Origin of the sequence: Shewanella sp. DNRA4 (genome assembly GCF_012843185.1) — a bacterium.
Classification (GTDB): Bacteria; Pseudomonadota; Gammaproteobacteria; order Enterobacterales; family Shewanellaceae; genus Shewanella; species Shewanella xiamenensis.
This window is the reverse complement of the sequence record NZ_JABAIP010000015.1, coordinates 141,631-156,641: the sequence shown is the minus strand read 5'-3', so window position 1 is coordinate 156,641 and position 15,011 is coordinate 141,631. Positions and strand designations below refer to the sequence as shown.

Genomic DNA, 15,011 nt, shown 5'->3' with positions numbered 1-15,011 from the left:
TGCAAACGTTAAGTTAAAGGAGCGGTAGTTCAGTTGGTTAGAATACCGGCCTGTCACGCCGGGGGTCGCGGGTTCGAGTCCCGTCCGCTCCGCCAACATAAAGAAATAAGCCTCATCGAAAGATGAGGCTTTTTTCGTTTATTCGCCGGATAAATCTACTCAGACTAACTATCAACGGTGTTGTACTCTGTCTCATTCTTGTAAGTTATTCTGATATCATCATTTTTATTAAAAGAATTGAGCCGTTTTCGTTATGATAGACAGCTTGTTTTTACGGCTGGACAGGTCAGTTTTTCATTTGTGGGTGAGGTGGTTGTGCGCCACTTGGCAGTATTGAACTGTGTTTCTGCCCACAGATAAATTAAACGGTATAATGTTTACCAATTTTTACGAGTAATAAAATGAATTGTCGCCTAGGCTGTGGTGCTTGTTGTATTGCACCTTCAATTAGCAGTGGGATCCCTGGAATGCCAAATGGTAAGGCGGCTGGGGAGCGCTGTGTGCAGCTCAGTGATGATAATTTGTGTTTGATTTTCGGCTCGCCTGATCGTCCTGCGGTTTGTAGTGATTTTGAAGCGTCTTTAGATGTCTGTGGGGATTCTAACGAAGAGGCGCTTTGGTTGATCACAAACCTTGAATCTCAAACATCTCAATAGTTTATTGCTGACAGGTGAATTATGCAGTTAACACGCTATACCGACTTTGGTGTTCGCACGCTGATGTATTTGGCGGTTCAGCCCGATAGAACAACCCTTTTTAGGATCGCTGAGATTACCGAGGTCTTCGATTTGTCACCAAATCATGTCTCGAAAATTGTGCATCACTTAGGCAAGTTAGGTTATCTAGAAACCATACGCGGTAAGATGGGGGGCTTTCGTTTAGGGAAACCAGCGAGCGAGATTAATCTTGGGCAACTCATTCGTGCGTTAGAGAACTCGCTGGCACCGATTGATTGCAGCAAACCTTACTGCCGCTTCACTCCCGCCTGTCAGTTGAAGGGCGTATTAGCCAAAGCGGTTGAGGCGTATTTAAGTGTGCTCGATCAATACAGCTTGGAGGACATTGTAAGCAATCGAAATGAGTTGCTAGCATTGCTGCCAGATATGACTATTTCTGTCTTACAGTTGGATTAGCGCCTTTCTCATGGGCTAGTTCGATGGGCAACAAGCGTGATGTCGGTACTAGCTCAATTCCTTCCGCCTTTAGGCGTGCTAAGTTCGTTTTTAAGAAGTGAATGGTTTCGGGGTAAGGATGCGCGATGGCCACTAAACTGCCTTGCGCGTGAGCCTGGCTTATCATCAAGTTAAACTGTTTTTCCAGTGCTGTTGCACTGACGTCATTATCGAGAAAGAGTTGGCGTCGTAGCAGTGGCACGCCGAGTAAATCTGCCTTATCTCCCGCCTTAGTGAATTTGGTTGTCATGCTATCGATAAAGTAGAGCTGCTTCTGCTTTAGCGTTTCCATTACCCATAACATAGGATCATCGAGCTGCGTCAGCAGGCTCCCCATATGATTGTTGGCACCTTTAGCGAAGGGCACGCTGGCGATAGCAGTAAGTACACTGCTACGTATCTCTGCTTCGCTCATTTTGTTGGTTAAACCGCCGAGCCCTAAGGCTTTACCATTGAGCGCCTGCATGGGTAAGTGCAGCATAATCTCGTGGCCTTTGGCGTGTGCGGCTTTGGCTAGCTTATTGCTGAGCGGCGTGTGTGGCAGCACCGATAAGGTGACTGCGCTGGGGAGTGAAAGCACGGCTTCGTCGGTGTGACGATAGCCGATATCATCGATGATCAAGGCGATTTGAGCTGCATTGCTTGGCGCAATACTGATAGCCCAAAGGGCCAATATATAAAATAGACGCACTATTTCTTCTTATTAGTCATGATGTTGTATCCAAGAAATAGCGGAAATGACTATGTTGTCTTGGCTGACATCGGTTCGTGCTGAGATGGCGTCGATTATAGCCATATTCTTTTGATTGGAGCCAGTTTCGGTTGCAACTTTGATATCTGGCACTATGCCGATAGCGTGGATGTTTTCCCCTTTGGGTGTGTTGTACTGGGCGATAGTGAGCTTGATGGCATTGCCGTCGTTCAGTATGGGGATCAGGCTTTGTACTGTGCCTTTGCCGAAGCTGGTTTCACCGAGCAGCTTGGCGCGACCATTCTCTTGTAGGGCTGCGGCGAGGACTTCGGAGGCGGAGGCTGAGCCTTTATTGATCAGCACTAACATAGGCACATTGGTCAGCATGGTTTGGGGGGAGGCGTAATAGTCGGAATTGGCATCGAAGAAGCGGCCTGAGGTAGAGACGATTCGTCCTTTAGCTAGAAACAGGTCGGCAATTTTGATTGCCTGATCCAGCAAGCCGCCGGGATTATTGCGTAAATCTAAAATCAAGCCCGTAAGATGCGCGTTTTGCCACTGGCTTAAACTGCGCACCATATCCTCGGTGGAGTTTTCTTGAAAGCTGCTGAGCCTAATATAGCCGATATTACCATCCAGTAATTTGCTGGCGACAGATTGAATCGTAATAGTGCTGGGCTTAAGGGATACCTCGAACTGGGCGTCATCATTATGGTGCTTCAGTGAGAGGTGAATACTCTGATTGCTGAGGCTATGTTGTTTGATTTGATTGAGGATATCCGCAAGATTGGTTTCGGTGGTTGGCGTGTTATTTAGCTTGATAATGATGTCACCCGCTTGGATACCTGCCTGTTCGGCGGGCGAGTTCGCAAAGGGCGCGATAATGCTGATATGGTCTTTATCGCTAGCGACCTCAAAACCAAAGCCGAAGTATTCGCCGCGATTTGAGTCTTTTAAGTCGAGTAACTCTTGGTGATTTAAAAAGCTGGAATAGGGATCTAAGTGCTCAAAAATCCCTTTAATGGCCGCTTGCACCAGCTCATCTTTGGAAACGGTTTTAACGTAATAGGTTTCGACCGTTTCTAATACATCCTGCAATAGCGGGTAGTCGAAGTCACTCTGATATGATTTGGCATTCTCTTGGCTGGAGAGGCTAATGGACAGGCCTAGGCTTAGGCCGAGTCCAAGGCAGACGATATTGCGGATTAGATGTTTCATAGCCGTCCCCGATGTTGATGGGGACGGCTACCTTAGCAACAGTACTGATTAACGACAGTACTTGGCTGGATCGACCGCTTGCCCCTTATACCTTATTTCAAAGTATAGGCCAGGCTCTGTCTGTCCACCCGAACGTCCGACTAAAGCAATCGCTTCACCAGTTTTGACCATGTCCCCAGGGCTTTTTAACAGGGCCTGAGCATGGCCGTAGAGGCTCATATAACCTTTACCATGGTCGATCACCATCACCATGCCAAAGCCTTTTAGCCAGTCGGCATAGATGACCTTACCGCCGGAAACCGCGCGAATATTTTGCCCTTCGGGTGCTGAGAGCATAGTGCCTTTCCACACCACTTGGCCGGATCTCGGGCTGCCAAAGCTGGCACTGACGCGACCTTTGGTCGGCCATTTGAGTTTTCCGCCTTGTTTATCGAAGCCTTCCATCGAGGGGTTATCACGCATCGCCTTAAGCGCTTGCTCAACCACTCGTTTTAAGCTGGCCTCTTCAATTTGCAGTTGTTCGAGTTCGGCGCCTTTGGTGTTCAGGGTGCGCTGTAATTCTTTTAGGGTGAGCTGGCGTTGATCTTGTTCTTGGTTCAAGCGCTTAGATTGCACATGTTGCTCGGCCATCAGCTTAGTTAATTGTTTTTGCTTGCTGGTTTGCGAGACTTTAATTTCATCTAGTTCGGTGATGGTTTTCTTTAACTCGTTAATCGAGTTCATGCGTGCCTTGTTGAGGTATTGGTAATAGGCCAACATCCGCTCAATCGTGGCGGGACTCTGCTGATTCAGCATCATCTTAGTGTAATCGTGGTTACCGGCAAGATAGGCGCTCGAGAGTTGTTTTGAGAGCGTTTTTTGCTGGCTGACCTTGAGGGTTTCTAACTCTTCTTGGCGTTGTTTGAGTTCGGCGAGTTTAGTATCAATCTGCGCCAAACTGTTTTTGGTGCTATTGACCTTTTTGGCTGCCGCCGCAATCGCCTCTTCATCGCTACGCAGCAGAGCGAGTAACTTTTCCCGCTGTTTACTAGTGTTTTTGAGCGCGCTTTGTTGTTGGTTGATTTGCGCTTGAATGGATTTCAACTCGGACTGACGCTTCTCCAAATCAGAAGCGTAGACCGAGAAAGATAACATCATAAAGCCAGCAATAATGCTGGCTTTAACGGGGAGTCGAGTGCTCACTAGGTAACAACTACTCTTTTACGTGGATTAAGGGCTTACCCGTCATCTCTGCGGGAATGGTTTCACCCATCAGGTGCAGAATCGTTGGGGCGACATCGCTCAGTTTACCACCTTCATCTATGGTGGCGTCACGGCCAACAAACACAAAGGGTACAAGTTCACTGGTATGCGCCGTATGGGCTTGGCCAGTGGTCTCGTCGGTCATCTGCTCGGCGTTGCCGTGGTCAGCGGTAATAATACATTCGCCGCCTACTTTCGCCAGTGCATCAACTACGCGGCCGATACAGGCATCAACAGCTTCGCAGGCTTTAACCGCCGCATCGAAGTTGCCAGTATGACCCACCATATCACCGTTCGGATAGTTACAGATAATCACATCGTATTTGGCGGATTCAATCGCCGCGACTAACTTATCCGTCAACTCGGTTGAGCTCATCTCGGGTTGTAAGTCGTAGGTTGCCACTTTAGGTGAGTTGATCAGGATGCGATCTTCACCGTTGAATGGCTCTTCCTTACCGCCGTTGAAGAAGAAGGTTACATGGGCGTATTTTTCAGTTTCGGAGATACGTAACTGAGTACGACCGCGATTTTGTAGCACTTCACCTAAGGTATTGATTAAGTTGTCAGACGGGTAGGCAATCGGCGCTTTGATATCGGCGGCGTATTCCGTCAGGGTGACAAAGTTAACCTTTGGCGTTACCGCACGTGCAAAGCCGTCAAAATCTGGATTGATAAAGCTGCGGGTGATTTGGCGGGCACGGTCGGCACGGAAGTTCATAAATATCAGTGCATCGCCATCTTGCAAGGTCGCAACTTGGCCGCTCGCATCGGTAATTGCCGATGAAGACACAAACTCATCGTTTTCATCGCGGCTGTAGGCGGCTTCTAATGCGGTAACAGCGTTGTCGTATTGGAATTTTGACTTGCCTTGGGTGATCAGATCGTACGCCTGTGACACGCGGTCCCAACGGTTATCGCGGTCCATGGCAAAGTAACGACCGATAATCGAGGCAATACGGCCATGGCCCAATGTAGTAAACAGATCATCAAAATGACTTAGGCTACCTTTGGCGCTACGGGGTGGTGTGTCACGACCGTCTAAAAAGGCATGCAAATACACTTTAGTGGCACCGCGAGCAACGGCCATCCGGCACATGGCTTCGATATGCTCTTCATGGCTGTGTACGCCACCGGGAGAGAGCAGGCCCATAATGTGCACCGCACCACCGGTTTTAACTGCAGCGTCTACGGCATTGCATAGGGCGGGATTTTGTTCAAACTCATGATCTGCAATGGCTTTACTGATGCGCGTCAGTTCTTGGTAAACGATTCGGCCAGAACCTAAGTTGATATGGCCGACTTCAGAGTTCCCCATCTGTCCATCGGGCAAGCCTACATCTAAGCCGGAGCCAGAAATTAAACCGTGGGCATATTGGGCGTTGAGACGGTCGAGCACTGGCGTGTTAGCGTGGTAAACCGCATTCATATGCGTATTTTCACGGTAACCCCAGCCATCGAGGATCAACAACGCGATTGGACGTTTAGTTGTCGTCATGGTGATACCTTTAAAGTTTAAAGAAGCTAAAGAAATCTGAAATTGGTTAAATATTACTACGTAAGCGGGGTACGAAAAAGCGCTTTACCTAGATTAAGGTCATCGAATGGCTATTTCAGCGGATTCTGTGAGCGCCAAGAGAAGCGAGATGGCGCAAGGGCTGAGCTGTGTTCTAGAACTGTGACTAAACTGCTGCAATCTGCCAAGGCAATGGGTATACTCTGTGCCCTTATCGAATTTTTCGCCATTTATACGGGCTGTAACCATGCAAGAATATATCGAATTTTTTAAGGCTCACACTATGCTAAGTCTGGCTTGGGTGGGTTTGTTTGTAATGCTTGTGGTCAGTGTGATCAAATCGAGCTTTTCAAAAATCAAAAATGTTACTCATCAAGAACTCACTATTATGGTGAACCGACAAGACGCCAAAGTCGTGGATGTGCGTTCTAATGACGAATTCCGCAAGGGCCATATTGTTGATGCAGTTAACGTTACGCTCGCGGATATCAAAAATAATCAGGTTTCTGCCCTTGAAAAGTTTAAAGGTAGTCCCATTATACTGGTATGCAATGCTGGCATGACCTCGTCTCAAGCGGCTCAGCTTTTAAGTAAACAAGGTTTTGAAAACCTGTATAACTTGAAAGGTGGTATGGGTGAATGGCAGGCAGCGAATATGCCTGTTTCAAAAAGCAAAAGATAAGTTGTCGGCGGCAGTTATGCGCTCTGCTGCATAGTTAATTGATTGTGCAGCAGTAGCGTCATCATTGTTTGGCATACTAATCCTGCAGTCACTAAGGGCTTTATTAAGTGTTTAGATTGACTTCACAAGTACCCGTTAAGGGAAAGTAGGGACGGTACTGAGATCTAATACAGGCCTCGTAATAAGCCCGAGCAAATTGACAAAAAGCCAGCCACAAAAGCGCTGGCATAACATTGATAGGATAGGTAGGAAATTATGGCTGAAGTAGCAAACAACGAACAACAAGCCCCACAATTCAACATCCAACGTGTTTACACTAAAGATGTTTCTTTCGAAACACCTAACAGCCCAGCTGTATTCCAAAAAGAATGGAATCCAGAAGTTAAGTTAGATTTAGACACTCGCAGCGCTAAATTAGCCGACGACGTATACGAAGTGGTTCTGTCTTTGACTGTGACTGCACAAAACGCTGGCGAAACTGCATTCCTGTGTGAAGTACAACAAGCGGGTATCTTCTCAATCGCAGGTCTGACTGAGCCACAACTGGCTCACTCATTAGGTGCATACTGCCCTAACATTCTATTCCCATATGCGCGTGAAGCTGTAGGTAGCTTAGTGGGTCGTGGTACTTTCCCACAACTGAACTTAGCACCAGTAAACTTCGACGCGCTGTTCGCACAATACGTGCAACAACGTCAAGCCGCAGCAGCTGCACCCGCAGCCGAAGAAGCTAACGCTTAATTACATGAAAAACTCTGCCGATATCACGGTGTTAGGGGCGGGCTCTTACGGCACCGCCCTTGCCATCTCTTTAGCCAGCAATGGTCATAAAACCTTGTTGTGGGGGCACGATCCTGCCCATATGCAGACGCTCGCTCAGGATAAATGCAACCAAGCGTTCTTGCCGGGTATTGCCTTTCCTGAGTGTTTACATATCGAAGCCGACTTAGCCAAAGCTTTAGCGGCCAGCAATAATGTGCTGATTGTCGTACCTAGCCATGTGTTTGGCTCGGTATTGGCCCAAGCGAAACCTTTGTTACGCCAAGATGCTCGCATCGTATGGGCGACCAAAGGACTCGAGCCTGAAACCGGACGTTTGCTGCAAGATGTGGCCCGTGATGTGTTAGGCGAGCAATATCCGCTGGCGGTATTGTCAGGACCGACGTTTGCGAAAGAATTAGCCATGGGGTTACCTACGGCGATTTCGGTTGCGGGCACCTGTCCTAAATTTACCGCTGAGCTAGTGGAATTGCTGCACAGCCCTAAACGTTTACGTGTTTACGCTAACGACGACTTTATCGGCCTGCAATTAGGCGGCGCGGTGAAGAACGTTATCGCCATTGGCGCGGGGATGTCCGACGGTATTGGCTTTGGTGCTAATGCCAGAACGGCGTTAATTACCCGTGGTTTAGTCGAGTTAACCCGCTTAGGCGAAGCCTTAGGCGCCAGTACTGCCACCTTTATGGGCATGGCTGGATTAGGCGACCTAGTGTTAACTTGTACCGACAACCAATCCCGTAACCGCCGCTTTGGTTTAGCCTTAGGTAAAGGCTGCGATGTGGATACCGCCCAGGCCGAAATTGGCCAAGTGGTTGAAGGTTATCGCAATACTAAAGAAGTGTTTACCCTGGCGAAGCGCATGGGCGTCGAAATGCCGATCACCGAGCAAATCTACCAAGTGTTATACCAAGGCAAAGCGCCCTTGGATGCCGCCAAAGAACTGCTCAGCAGAGAAAAGAAATCAGAAACGCCAGCGCAATAAAGCGCGAGTCGTGATGATGCTGAATAAAATAAAGGGTGCTAAAATAGCGCCCTTTTTTATGTCCGATCGCTATCGCCTTAATGTACTGGCAGCAGTCTGCATTGGCTGTATCCATTAAGGCTGGATGCTGAACGCGGAATATCTACCCCAATATCAAAGACCAATAGCGTAACTCAGTCTTTGAACTATTTGGGATGATGGCAATAGCCAAATCAATTTATCGACTGGAGTATAAGTGTGAAACATCATGATGTAATTATTATCGGAGCCGGCGCCGCAGGATTAATGTGTGCTGCAACAGCGGGTTACCGAGGTCGTGATGTACTGGTACTCGATAATGCCAAGCAGGCTGGGCGTAAAATCCTTATCAGCGGTGGCGGCCGTTGTAACTTCACCAACCTTAAAGTCGAACCCGCCAACTTTATCTGTGGTAACCCGCACTTTGTCAAATCCGCATTGGCGCGTTATCCGTCGCAGCAGTTTATCGAACTGGTTGAGCGCCACGGCATTGAATACCACGAGCGCGATCATGGCCAGCTGTTCTGTAATGACTCGGCCAAAGAGATAGTCACTATGCTGCTGACCGAATGTGAGTGGGCGGGCGTGAGTATCAAGCTGCGTACCGATATTCTGGCGGTGAGCAAAACCGAGGCTGGCCGCTTTGAGCTAAACACCTCAAATGGCGAGTTAAGTTGCGACTCCTTAGTGATCGCCACGGGCGGCTTATCTATGCCAAAGCTGGGCGCCACACCTTACGGTTATCAACTGGCCGAGCAATTTGGCCTTAAAGTGTTGCCAACCCACGCGGGACTTGTACCTTTTACCTGGCACAGTGAAGATAAAATTCGCTTCGAACCGCTATCGGGCATTGCCGTACCGAGCCGTATTACCGCCAAAGATGGCACAGCCTTTAGCGAAGCCTTACTTTTCACCCACAGAGGCTTATCTGGCCCCGCTATTTTGCAGATTTCCAACTATTGGAAAGCGGGCGAAACTATAGAAATCAATCTATTACCCAATATGGATGCCGCACAGGCCATAGAGCAACAACTGGCCGCACATCCTAAACAGAGTCTGCGTAATACCTTAAGCCAGTGGTTACCTAAGCGGCTGGTGGAAGTGTTATTCGATGAGGCTTTACTCAACAAAGCCTTAAATCAGCTGGTTCATGCAGAGCGCGCCAAGCTGGTCGACGATCTGCACCGCTGGACAGTCTTAATGAATGGCACCGAAGGTTATCGCACCGCCGAAGTGACCCTCGGCGGCGTGGATACCCATGAACTGTCCTCCAAAACCATGGAAGCCATAAAAGTCCCCGGCCTGTTTTTTATCGGCGAAGTGATGGACGTAAGTGGTTGGTTAGGCGGGTTTAATTTTCAATGGGCCTGGGCATCTGGCGTGGCAGCTGGACAAGCGGTTTAGTCTGTTTGGGAACAATAAAGTTTGTATTCTTTGGGTGACTTGTTTACCCCTTTGTTGTCACTATGTAATTGATAATAATGGCAAAACTTAATTGCCGCTACATTGCTGATTTTATGAGATTAACCCTGGTTATTATAAGTTAAGACGCACTTGTGTGCTGATATTGTTATTCTGAAATATCAAATTACCAGTGGTTTGTGATAAATGGTGTGGGTCCGCTATTATCGAGCTAGTTTTAAAGTATTCCCTCGGAAAGATTAAGGCTTAATGTGTTGTGGCAACTTAAGCCGAGAAAGAAGAAAAGGATTGTGAAAGCATGAGTAATAATGACCTCCAGCCAAGCGAACTGCGCCCACTAATCGGTCAACAGAGAGGGTTTAGTGATTTTGTGGTTTATGTCGATGAAAGTGGAGATCACAGTCTGACTTCAATAGATAAGGACTACCCTGTTTTTGTGTTAGCATTTTGTATTTTTTACAAAGGGCATTATTTATCAAATGTTGTTCCTAAATTGCAGCAACTTAAATTTGACTACTTTGGTCATGATTTAGTGATTCTACATGAACATGAAATCCGTAAGGAGAAAGGTGATTTTACCATCTTCAAAAACCGAGCGGATAAGAACCAGTTTTTAGGTAGGCTAAGTGAACTTATTGATAGTAGTAACTTTATTCTTGCTTCTTGTGTTATTGAGAAAGACAAGATTCGTAATCCAGAAGAAGTTGGAAATCCCTACCATATAGCATTAAAACACTGTTTGGAAACCTTATACGACTTAGTTTCGGAAAAGGGACAAGAAAAGCTTGAAACTCATGTTATCGTCGAGTGTCGAGGTAAGAAAGAAGACAATGCGCTTGAATTGGAGTTTCGTCGTATTTGTGATGGTGAAAACAAATACCAGCAAGACTTGCCTTTTAAAATCAGAATGGCATCTAAAACGTCAAACTCTGCTGGATTGCAGTTAGCTGACTTAGTTGCAAGGCCTATTGGTCGTCATGTTCTTAATTCACAGCAAGAAAATCAGGCGTTCAATATATTGCTCAAAAAATTTTACTGTGAAGGTGGGCGTTGTGCAGTTGGACAAGGATATGATCAATGGGGATTAAAACATTTCCCTTAATTGCTCTATTGGCTAATTTTTGCCAGCCCTAGATAGCGAAAAACCTCGATGAATCTCACCGAGGTTGTAACGCCGACCGGGCACTCCCAATCCACTTGCGCCTAGTATAGTTGACCACCTAGAAATAGTTCAAGCACTATTTACTCAATCCAATAACTCTAGTTAATTCGATGAAATTAAAAAGGAGATCATATTGGGTAGTAATTTTAACATATCCATTAAGTAAGGTATTTATGGACGCATAATACTAAACGTAAATGCTAATTCTTTTGAAATATTTACTAGCCAACTTCCTTTCTTACCCAATCGCTAATTTGGTTTCTGCATAGCGCAGCTTTTTTACCCTTGGGTTGGCAAGGAAGTAGGCCAACATCAGTGGGCCGAGGCGCCCCATAAACATCATAAAGATGATAATCCCTTGGCCTGCACTGGATAAATTGCCTGTTAATCCACGGGATAGCCCAACGGTGCCGAGGGCGGATACGGCTTCGAAGGCGATATCCATCATTGGGGCTTTTTCGGTAAGCACGAGGGCGAATATTGCCAGCCAAGTGACGCCGATGGAGATCATCGTCAGGGCGAGTGCCTTGCTAATGGTGTCTTTGGGGATTTCCCGCTTAAACACATACACGGCTTCATCGCGGCGTAAATAGCCGTAGGTGGCGAGGATTAACACCATAAAGGTCACGACTTTAATGCCGCTGGCGGTACTGAGGGATCCGCCGCCAATAAACATCAATACAAGCATTAATAGCGTTGTGCCGTCTTCGAGTTTGTCTATGGCTAGTGTATTAAAGCCTGCGGTGCGCGGGGTTACGGCCTGAAACCAAGAGGCTAACCATTTGCCGAGTTCGCTTAAGGGCGCGAGGGTGTTGGGGTTGTTGTACTCAATCAGGTAAATGGCTACCACGGCCACGGCATTGATCAGTATGGTGCCGGTGATCATCATACGGCTGTAGACTGTGAGTTTCGACCAACGTTTATTGCGTTTAAGGTCAATCCACACCGAAAACCCAAGGCCGCCCACAATAAATAAACCTGTAATAGTGAGGTTAACGACTGGGTCGGCTACATAGGGGATTAAGCTATCTGGGCTTAGGGCAAAACCCGCGTTATTAAAGGCACTAATGGTATAAAAGAAGCCGCGAAACAGGCTAGTTTGCCAACCCAATTCGCCGCTCCAGTAGACAGATAAAATCAGCATACCCACGGCTTCAACCAATAGCGAAAACACCAGTACGGCCTTAGCAGTCGAGACTAAGGTAGATGTATCGGTTTGATTAAACGCTTCTTTCGCCACTGTTTGCTGCAAGAAACCTATCTTACCGCCCAGCGCTATCAGAGTGACAATGGCAAAGGTCATCAAGCCTAGGCCGCCGCATTGAATTAACAGCGCGATAATCACTTGGCCAAAGGGCGTGAACACACTGCCGGTATCGACAACAACTAGCCCTGTGACCGTCACCGCCGAAGTCACGGTAAAGAGGCTTTGCAGCCAAGTAATGGGCAACTCGGTGGCGATGGGTAGTTTTAGCAAGCAAGTGCCAAGTAAGATCAGCAGAGCAAAGCTTGCACTTAAGATAAAGGGCGGCGCGCCAAAGAGTTTTTTACTGGTTTTAGGTGTGTGCTCTAGGGTGAGCGAAGGATGCCATTGAACCACGTTACACCAACCTTGGAGCGAGCTGTTTTAACTCGGCACGGCTACCGCAGAGGAATAGAGCATCCTCAGTGTGCAGGCTAAAGTCACTATCAATCTTGCTAAATACGCTCTGCCCGCGCTTAATCATCAGCGGCGCGACTTTGCCCTTAGGGCTGCGTTGCACATTGGTTTGCTCATCGGTGTTTTTCTCTTGTAGGCTCCCTAGTAGTTGACCAACTGTGACTTGATGTAAATGGGCTTTAATATGGATTTCAACAATATAGAGCCCATCGCCGATGGCGAGAAAGTTATTCACCATAGGGTAGTTTAGCGACTGGGCGACGCGGATCCCCATATCTTCCTCGGGGTGAATAATCCGCGCGACATCGAGTTTAGACAATATGGTGTGGTGCGCTTTATTGCTGGCTTTAACCCAAATATTTTGCACGCCGAGATTTTTCAGTGCCAGGGTACAAAGTAAGCTCGATTGCATATCAAAACCGATAGCGACAATCACGACTTCACTACTGGTAAGATCGAGTTCCCGCAGCGACGCCTCATCGGCGCAGTCGCAAATTACCGCTTCAGTAAGACTTTCTACATATTTTTCAACAGCTTTATGGTCATTGTCGACACCCGTAACCGTATGACCTAAGTGGATCAGTTCTCTGCTTACGGCAACGCCGAAGCGGCCTAATCCGATGACAGTAAAATGTGCCATTTCATATCCTTTTGAGGTTGAGCTAAAGAGTGAGGTGAGCTGGCCTAGGGCGGGCCGAGGTCGGTGAGTCGATACCCTAAACCGGGCTCGGTTTTGATCAGTTGTTGTTCGTCACTATCGTTAAGCTTTTTACGCAGTTGGCTGACTAAAATCCGCAGATAATGGCTATCTTCTTGGTGAGTTTCGCCCCAGATATTGCGCAGCAGTTCGCTCTGTTTCAGCAATTGCCCAGGGTGGGACATTAACTGAACCAGTAGGGCAAACTCTTTTTTGGTGAGGGCGATTTCCTGCTGGTTAAGCCAGCATTGATGGCTGCTCTTTTGTAGAGTGAGCGGGCCAAATTGCAGCATATCGATAGTGCTTGAGGTATCCACAAGGTCACGGACTAATACCTTGATACGCACGATTAATTCCCTGATGCCAAAGGGTTTACTCAGGTAGTCGTTAGCGCCTGCCTCGAGTAGGCGGATTTTTTCTTCCTCCTGATCGCGGGCGGTTAAAACCAACACGGGGGTCTTATCTTGCAGGCGCAGTGCATGGAGTAGTTCGATACCATCGCCATCAGGCAGGCCGAGGTCGAGCACGATAAGGTGTGGCTGATGGCTGCGGTACTGTTTGAGCGCCGTGGCTATGCTGGTGGCGCTTATGTATTCAAAGCCTTCCGCCTCGAGTGAGATCCGCATAAAGGTATGGATTTGCGGCTCATCATCCACCACTAATACCTTGTAAGCCATTTATGCACTTTCCTTCGTTATCGGTAACGCGATGCGGATCAGGCTGCCTTGAGCAACATTTTCGGCACTGATACGCCCGTTATGGGCAGTAATAATCCCTTTGGCGACAGGCAGACCCAATCCAGCTCCGCCATCGGTAGAGGGATGTTGGCGGTAAAACAGTTCGAAAATCGCCTCCTTTTGAGATGGGGCTATGCCTTGTCCTAAGTCTTGAATATCGATACGCAGCATATCTTGGTGGCGATAGAGGCTTACGATCACAGGCTGGTTGGTGGGGGAATAATGCAGGGCATTATCGAGCACATTAAAAATCGCCTGTTCAATCAAAGAGCTGCAAATCATTAATGGTGGTAGCTCTGGCTCAGTATGAATTTTGATTCTGGGTTGCTCAGTTTGAAAGCGAGCGATAGTGCGCTGTAGCACTTCGCGTAGATTGGCTTCATCTAGGCTAAATTTGAGCGCACCATGTTGTAACTTAGTGGCTTGCAAAAGATTTTCGATATATTGGTGCAGGCGATGACTCTCGGCGGCGGCCGAGTCGATAAGCTCCTCGGTTTGCTCTGGGTTGAGCTTGGCTTGGTATTCCTTCAGTGTGGTTAAGGTGCCGATAATGGTCGCAAGGGGCGTGCGTAAATCGTGGGAGACCGAGAGCAAAATGCTGTTTCTGAGCTGTGCCTGTTCGAGTGCGTGCTGCTGGAGGCGGTAATGTTCGGCCAATTTGCTGCTAGTCAGGGCGACCAGCAAAAACACGCTTAGATTAACTATGTCTTCGATATTAAACATCTGCAACGAATAGCGTGGCGCAGTAAACAAAAAATTAAAGCTTACAGCGCCAAACACGGCCACAAAGTAGGCGTAGTTAGCATTGCATTGCAGGGCCACAGCGACCACAGCGAGTTGCAGGATAAGCAGTACAGCAATGGCTGAGCCTGAAAATACATCAATAAAATAGCTAGTTATCAGTACGACCACTAACAATATGGCGGTAAATAACGCGGGATGCGAGCGCCAGAATTGGTTGATGGATACTGTGTTTGCAAAAGTCATAACGGCTAAGGCGTTGCGGAAATTAAGGGTACTTTAGCAAAGGCCTGT

General features: G+C 47.6%; 15 protein-coding genes and 1 tRNA gene. 8 read left to right on the top strand and 8 right to left on the bottom strand.

Annotation, left to right across the window (positions count from 1 at the left end; translation table 11 throughout):
• Positions 1-18 precede the first annotated feature (18 nt).
• The 3 genes from HG547_RS16960 (at position 19) to HG547_RS16950 (ending at position 1,133) form a co-directional block, all read left to right on the top strand.
• Positions 19-95: transfer RNA gene (locus HG547_RS16960), tRNA-Asp, on the top strand.
• Positions 96-401: 306 nt separating this feature from the next.
• Positions 402-656, top strand: a complete 255-nt coding sequence (locus HG547_RS16955) for a YkgJ family cysteine cluster protein (RefSeq protein ID WP_011624688.1) — start codon at positions 402-404, stop codon at positions 654-656.
• Positions 657-677: 21 nt separating this feature from the next.
• Complete coding sequence (locus tag HG547_RS16950; protein ID WP_169548488.1) at positions 678-1,133, top strand: Rrf2 family transcriptional regulator; 456 nt, start codon at positions 678-680, stop codon at positions 1,131-1,133.
• On the opposite strand, the gene HG547_RS16945 is transcribed toward HG547_RS16950, so the two are convergent.
• Genes HG547_RS16945 through gpmM form a run of 4 tightly spaced genes read right to left on the bottom strand, consistent with a single transcriptional unit; the run spans position 1,108 to position 5,818 of the window.
• Complete coding sequence (locus HG547_RS16945) at positions 1,108-1,863, bottom strand: divergent polysaccharide deacetylase family protein (RefSeq protein WP_169548487.1); 756 nt, start codon at positions 1,861-1,863, stop codon at positions 1,108-1,110. The two genes, HG547_RS16950 and HG547_RS16945, sit on opposite strands and share 26 nt — an antisense overlap.
• Before the next feature lie 12 nt (positions 1,864-1,875).
• Positions 1,876-3,081, bottom strand: coding sequence for a S41 family peptidase (locus HG547_RS16940; protein WP_169548486.1), 1,206 nt, complete (start codon positions 3,079-3,081; stop codon positions 1,876-1,878).
• Positions 3,082-3,129: 48 nt separating this feature from the next.
• Positions 3,130-4,263, bottom strand: coding sequence for a peptidoglycan DD-metalloendopeptidase family protein (locus HG547_RS16935; RefSeq protein ID WP_169548485.1), 1,134 nt, complete (start codon positions 4,261-4,263; stop codon positions 3,130-3,132).
• A 10-nt stretch (positions 4,264-4,273) separates the two neighbouring features.
• Positions 4,274-5,818, bottom strand: coding sequence for a 2,3-bisphosphoglycerate-independent phosphoglycerate mutase (gene gpmM, locus HG547_RS16930; protein ID WP_169548484.1), 1,545 nt, complete (start codon positions 5,816-5,818; stop codon positions 4,274-4,276).
• A gap of 265 nt (positions 5,819-6,083) precedes the next feature.
• Between gpmM and HG547_RS16925 the strand changes: the two genes are divergently transcribed.
• From HG547_RS16925 to HG547_RS16905, 5 genes are all read left to right on the top strand, one after another.
• The gene (locus HG547_RS16925; RefSeq protein ID WP_037414466.1) at positions 6,084-6,518 is read left to right on the top strand and encodes a rhodanese-like domain-containing protein; all 435 of its coding nucleotides are present in this window, start codon (positions 6,084-6,086) and stop codon (positions 6,516-6,518) included.
• 255 nt (positions 6,519-6,773) lie between these two features.
• Positions 6,774-7,259: a protein-export chaperone SecB gene (gene secB / locus HG547_RS16920; RefSeq protein ID WP_011620882.1), complete on the top strand. Its 486-nt coding sequence runs from the start codon at positions 6,774-6,776 to the stop codon at positions 7,257-7,259.
• 4 nt (positions 7,260-7,263) lie between these two features.
• Positions 7,264-8,280, top strand: a complete 1,017-nt coding sequence (gpsA, locus tag HG547_RS16915; protein ID WP_037431152.1) for an NAD(P)H-dependent glycerol-3-phosphate dehydrogenase — start codon at positions 7,264-7,266, stop codon at positions 8,278-8,280.
• 237 nt (positions 8,281-8,517) lie between these two features.
• On the top strand, positions 8,518-9,702 hold the full coding sequence (locus HG547_RS16910) for an NAD(P)/FAD-dependent oxidoreductase (RefSeq protein WP_011715342.1): 1,185 nt from the start codon (positions 8,518-8,520) through the stop codon (positions 9,700-9,702).
• A 316-nt stretch (positions 9,703-10,018) separates the two neighbouring features.
• On the top strand, positions 10,019-10,822 hold the full coding sequence (locus HG547_RS16905) for a DUF3800 domain-containing protein (protein ID WP_169548483.1): 804 nt from the start codon (positions 10,019-10,021) through the stop codon (positions 10,820-10,822).
• Between the two features lie 298 nt (positions 10,823-11,120).
• On the opposite strand, the gene HG547_RS16900 is transcribed toward HG547_RS16905, so the two are convergent.
• From HG547_RS16900 to HG547_RS16885, 4 genes are read right to left on the bottom strand one after another with little or no spacing between them, the layout of a single operon-like run.
• Positions 11,121-12,482: a TrkH family potassium uptake protein gene (locus HG547_RS16900; RefSeq protein WP_169548482.1), complete on the bottom strand. Its 1,362-nt coding sequence runs from the start codon at positions 12,480-12,482 to the stop codon at positions 11,121-11,123.
• A gap of 1 nt (position 12,483) precedes the next feature.
• Positions 12,484-13,182 (bottom strand): TrkA family potassium uptake protein, encoded by a 699-nt coding sequence (locus HG547_RS16895; RefSeq protein ID WP_169548481.1) that lies wholly within the window; start codon positions 13,180-13,182, stop codon positions 12,484-12,486.
• 44 nt (positions 13,183-13,226) lie between these two features.
• Complete coding sequence (locus tag HG547_RS16890) at positions 13,227-13,916, bottom strand: response regulator transcription factor (protein WP_169548480.1); 690 nt, start codon at positions 13,914-13,916, stop codon at positions 13,227-13,229.
• Positions 13,917-14,963, bottom strand: coding sequence for an ATP-binding protein (locus HG547_RS16885; RefSeq protein WP_169548479.1), 1,047 nt, complete (start codon positions 14,961-14,963; stop codon positions 13,917-13,919).
• Positions 14,964-15,011 lie beyond the last annotated feature (48 nt).

Coding starts and splice junctions, on each gene's coding strand:
- gpsA (WP_037431152.1), top strand. CDS start 7,264: ATGAAAAACTCTGCCGATATCACGGTGTTAGGGGCGGGCTCTTACGGC.
- HG547_RS16955 (WP_011624688.1), top strand. CDS start 402: ATGAATTGTCGCCTAGGCTGTGGTGCTTGTTGTATTGCACCTTCAATT.
- HG547_RS16890 (WP_169548480.1), bottom strand. CDS start 13,916: ATGGCTTACAAGGTATTAGTGGTGGATGATGAGCCGCAAATCCATACC.
- HG547_RS16895 (WP_169548481.1), bottom strand. CDS start 13,182: ATGGCACATTTTACTGTCATCGGATTAGGCCGCTTCGGCGTTGCCGTA.
- HG547_RS16885 (WP_169548479.1), bottom strand. CDS start 14,963: ATGACTTTTGCAAACACAGTATCCATCAACCAATTCTGGCGCTCGCAT.
- HG547_RS16950 (WP_169548488.1), top strand. CDS start 678: ATGCAGTTAACACGCTATACCGACTTTGGTGTTCGCACGCTGATGTAT.
- gpmM (WP_169548484.1), bottom strand. CDS start 5,818: ATGACGACAACTAAACGTCCAATCGCGTTGTTGATCCTCGATGGCTGG.
- HG547_RS16905 (WP_169548483.1), top strand. CDS start 10,019: ATGAGTAATAATGACCTCCAGCCAAGCGAACTGCGCCCACTAATCGGT.
- HG547_RS16940 (WP_169548486.1), bottom strand. CDS start 3,081: ATGAAACATCTAATCCGCAATATCGTCTGCCTTGGACTCGGCCTAAGC.
- secB (WP_011620882.1), top strand. CDS start 6,774: ATGGCTGAAGTAGCAAACAACGAACAACAAGCCCCACAATTCAACATC.
- HG547_RS16925 (WP_037414466.1), top strand. CDS start 6,084: ATGCAAGAATATATCGAATTTTTTAAGGCTCACACTATGCTAAGTCTG.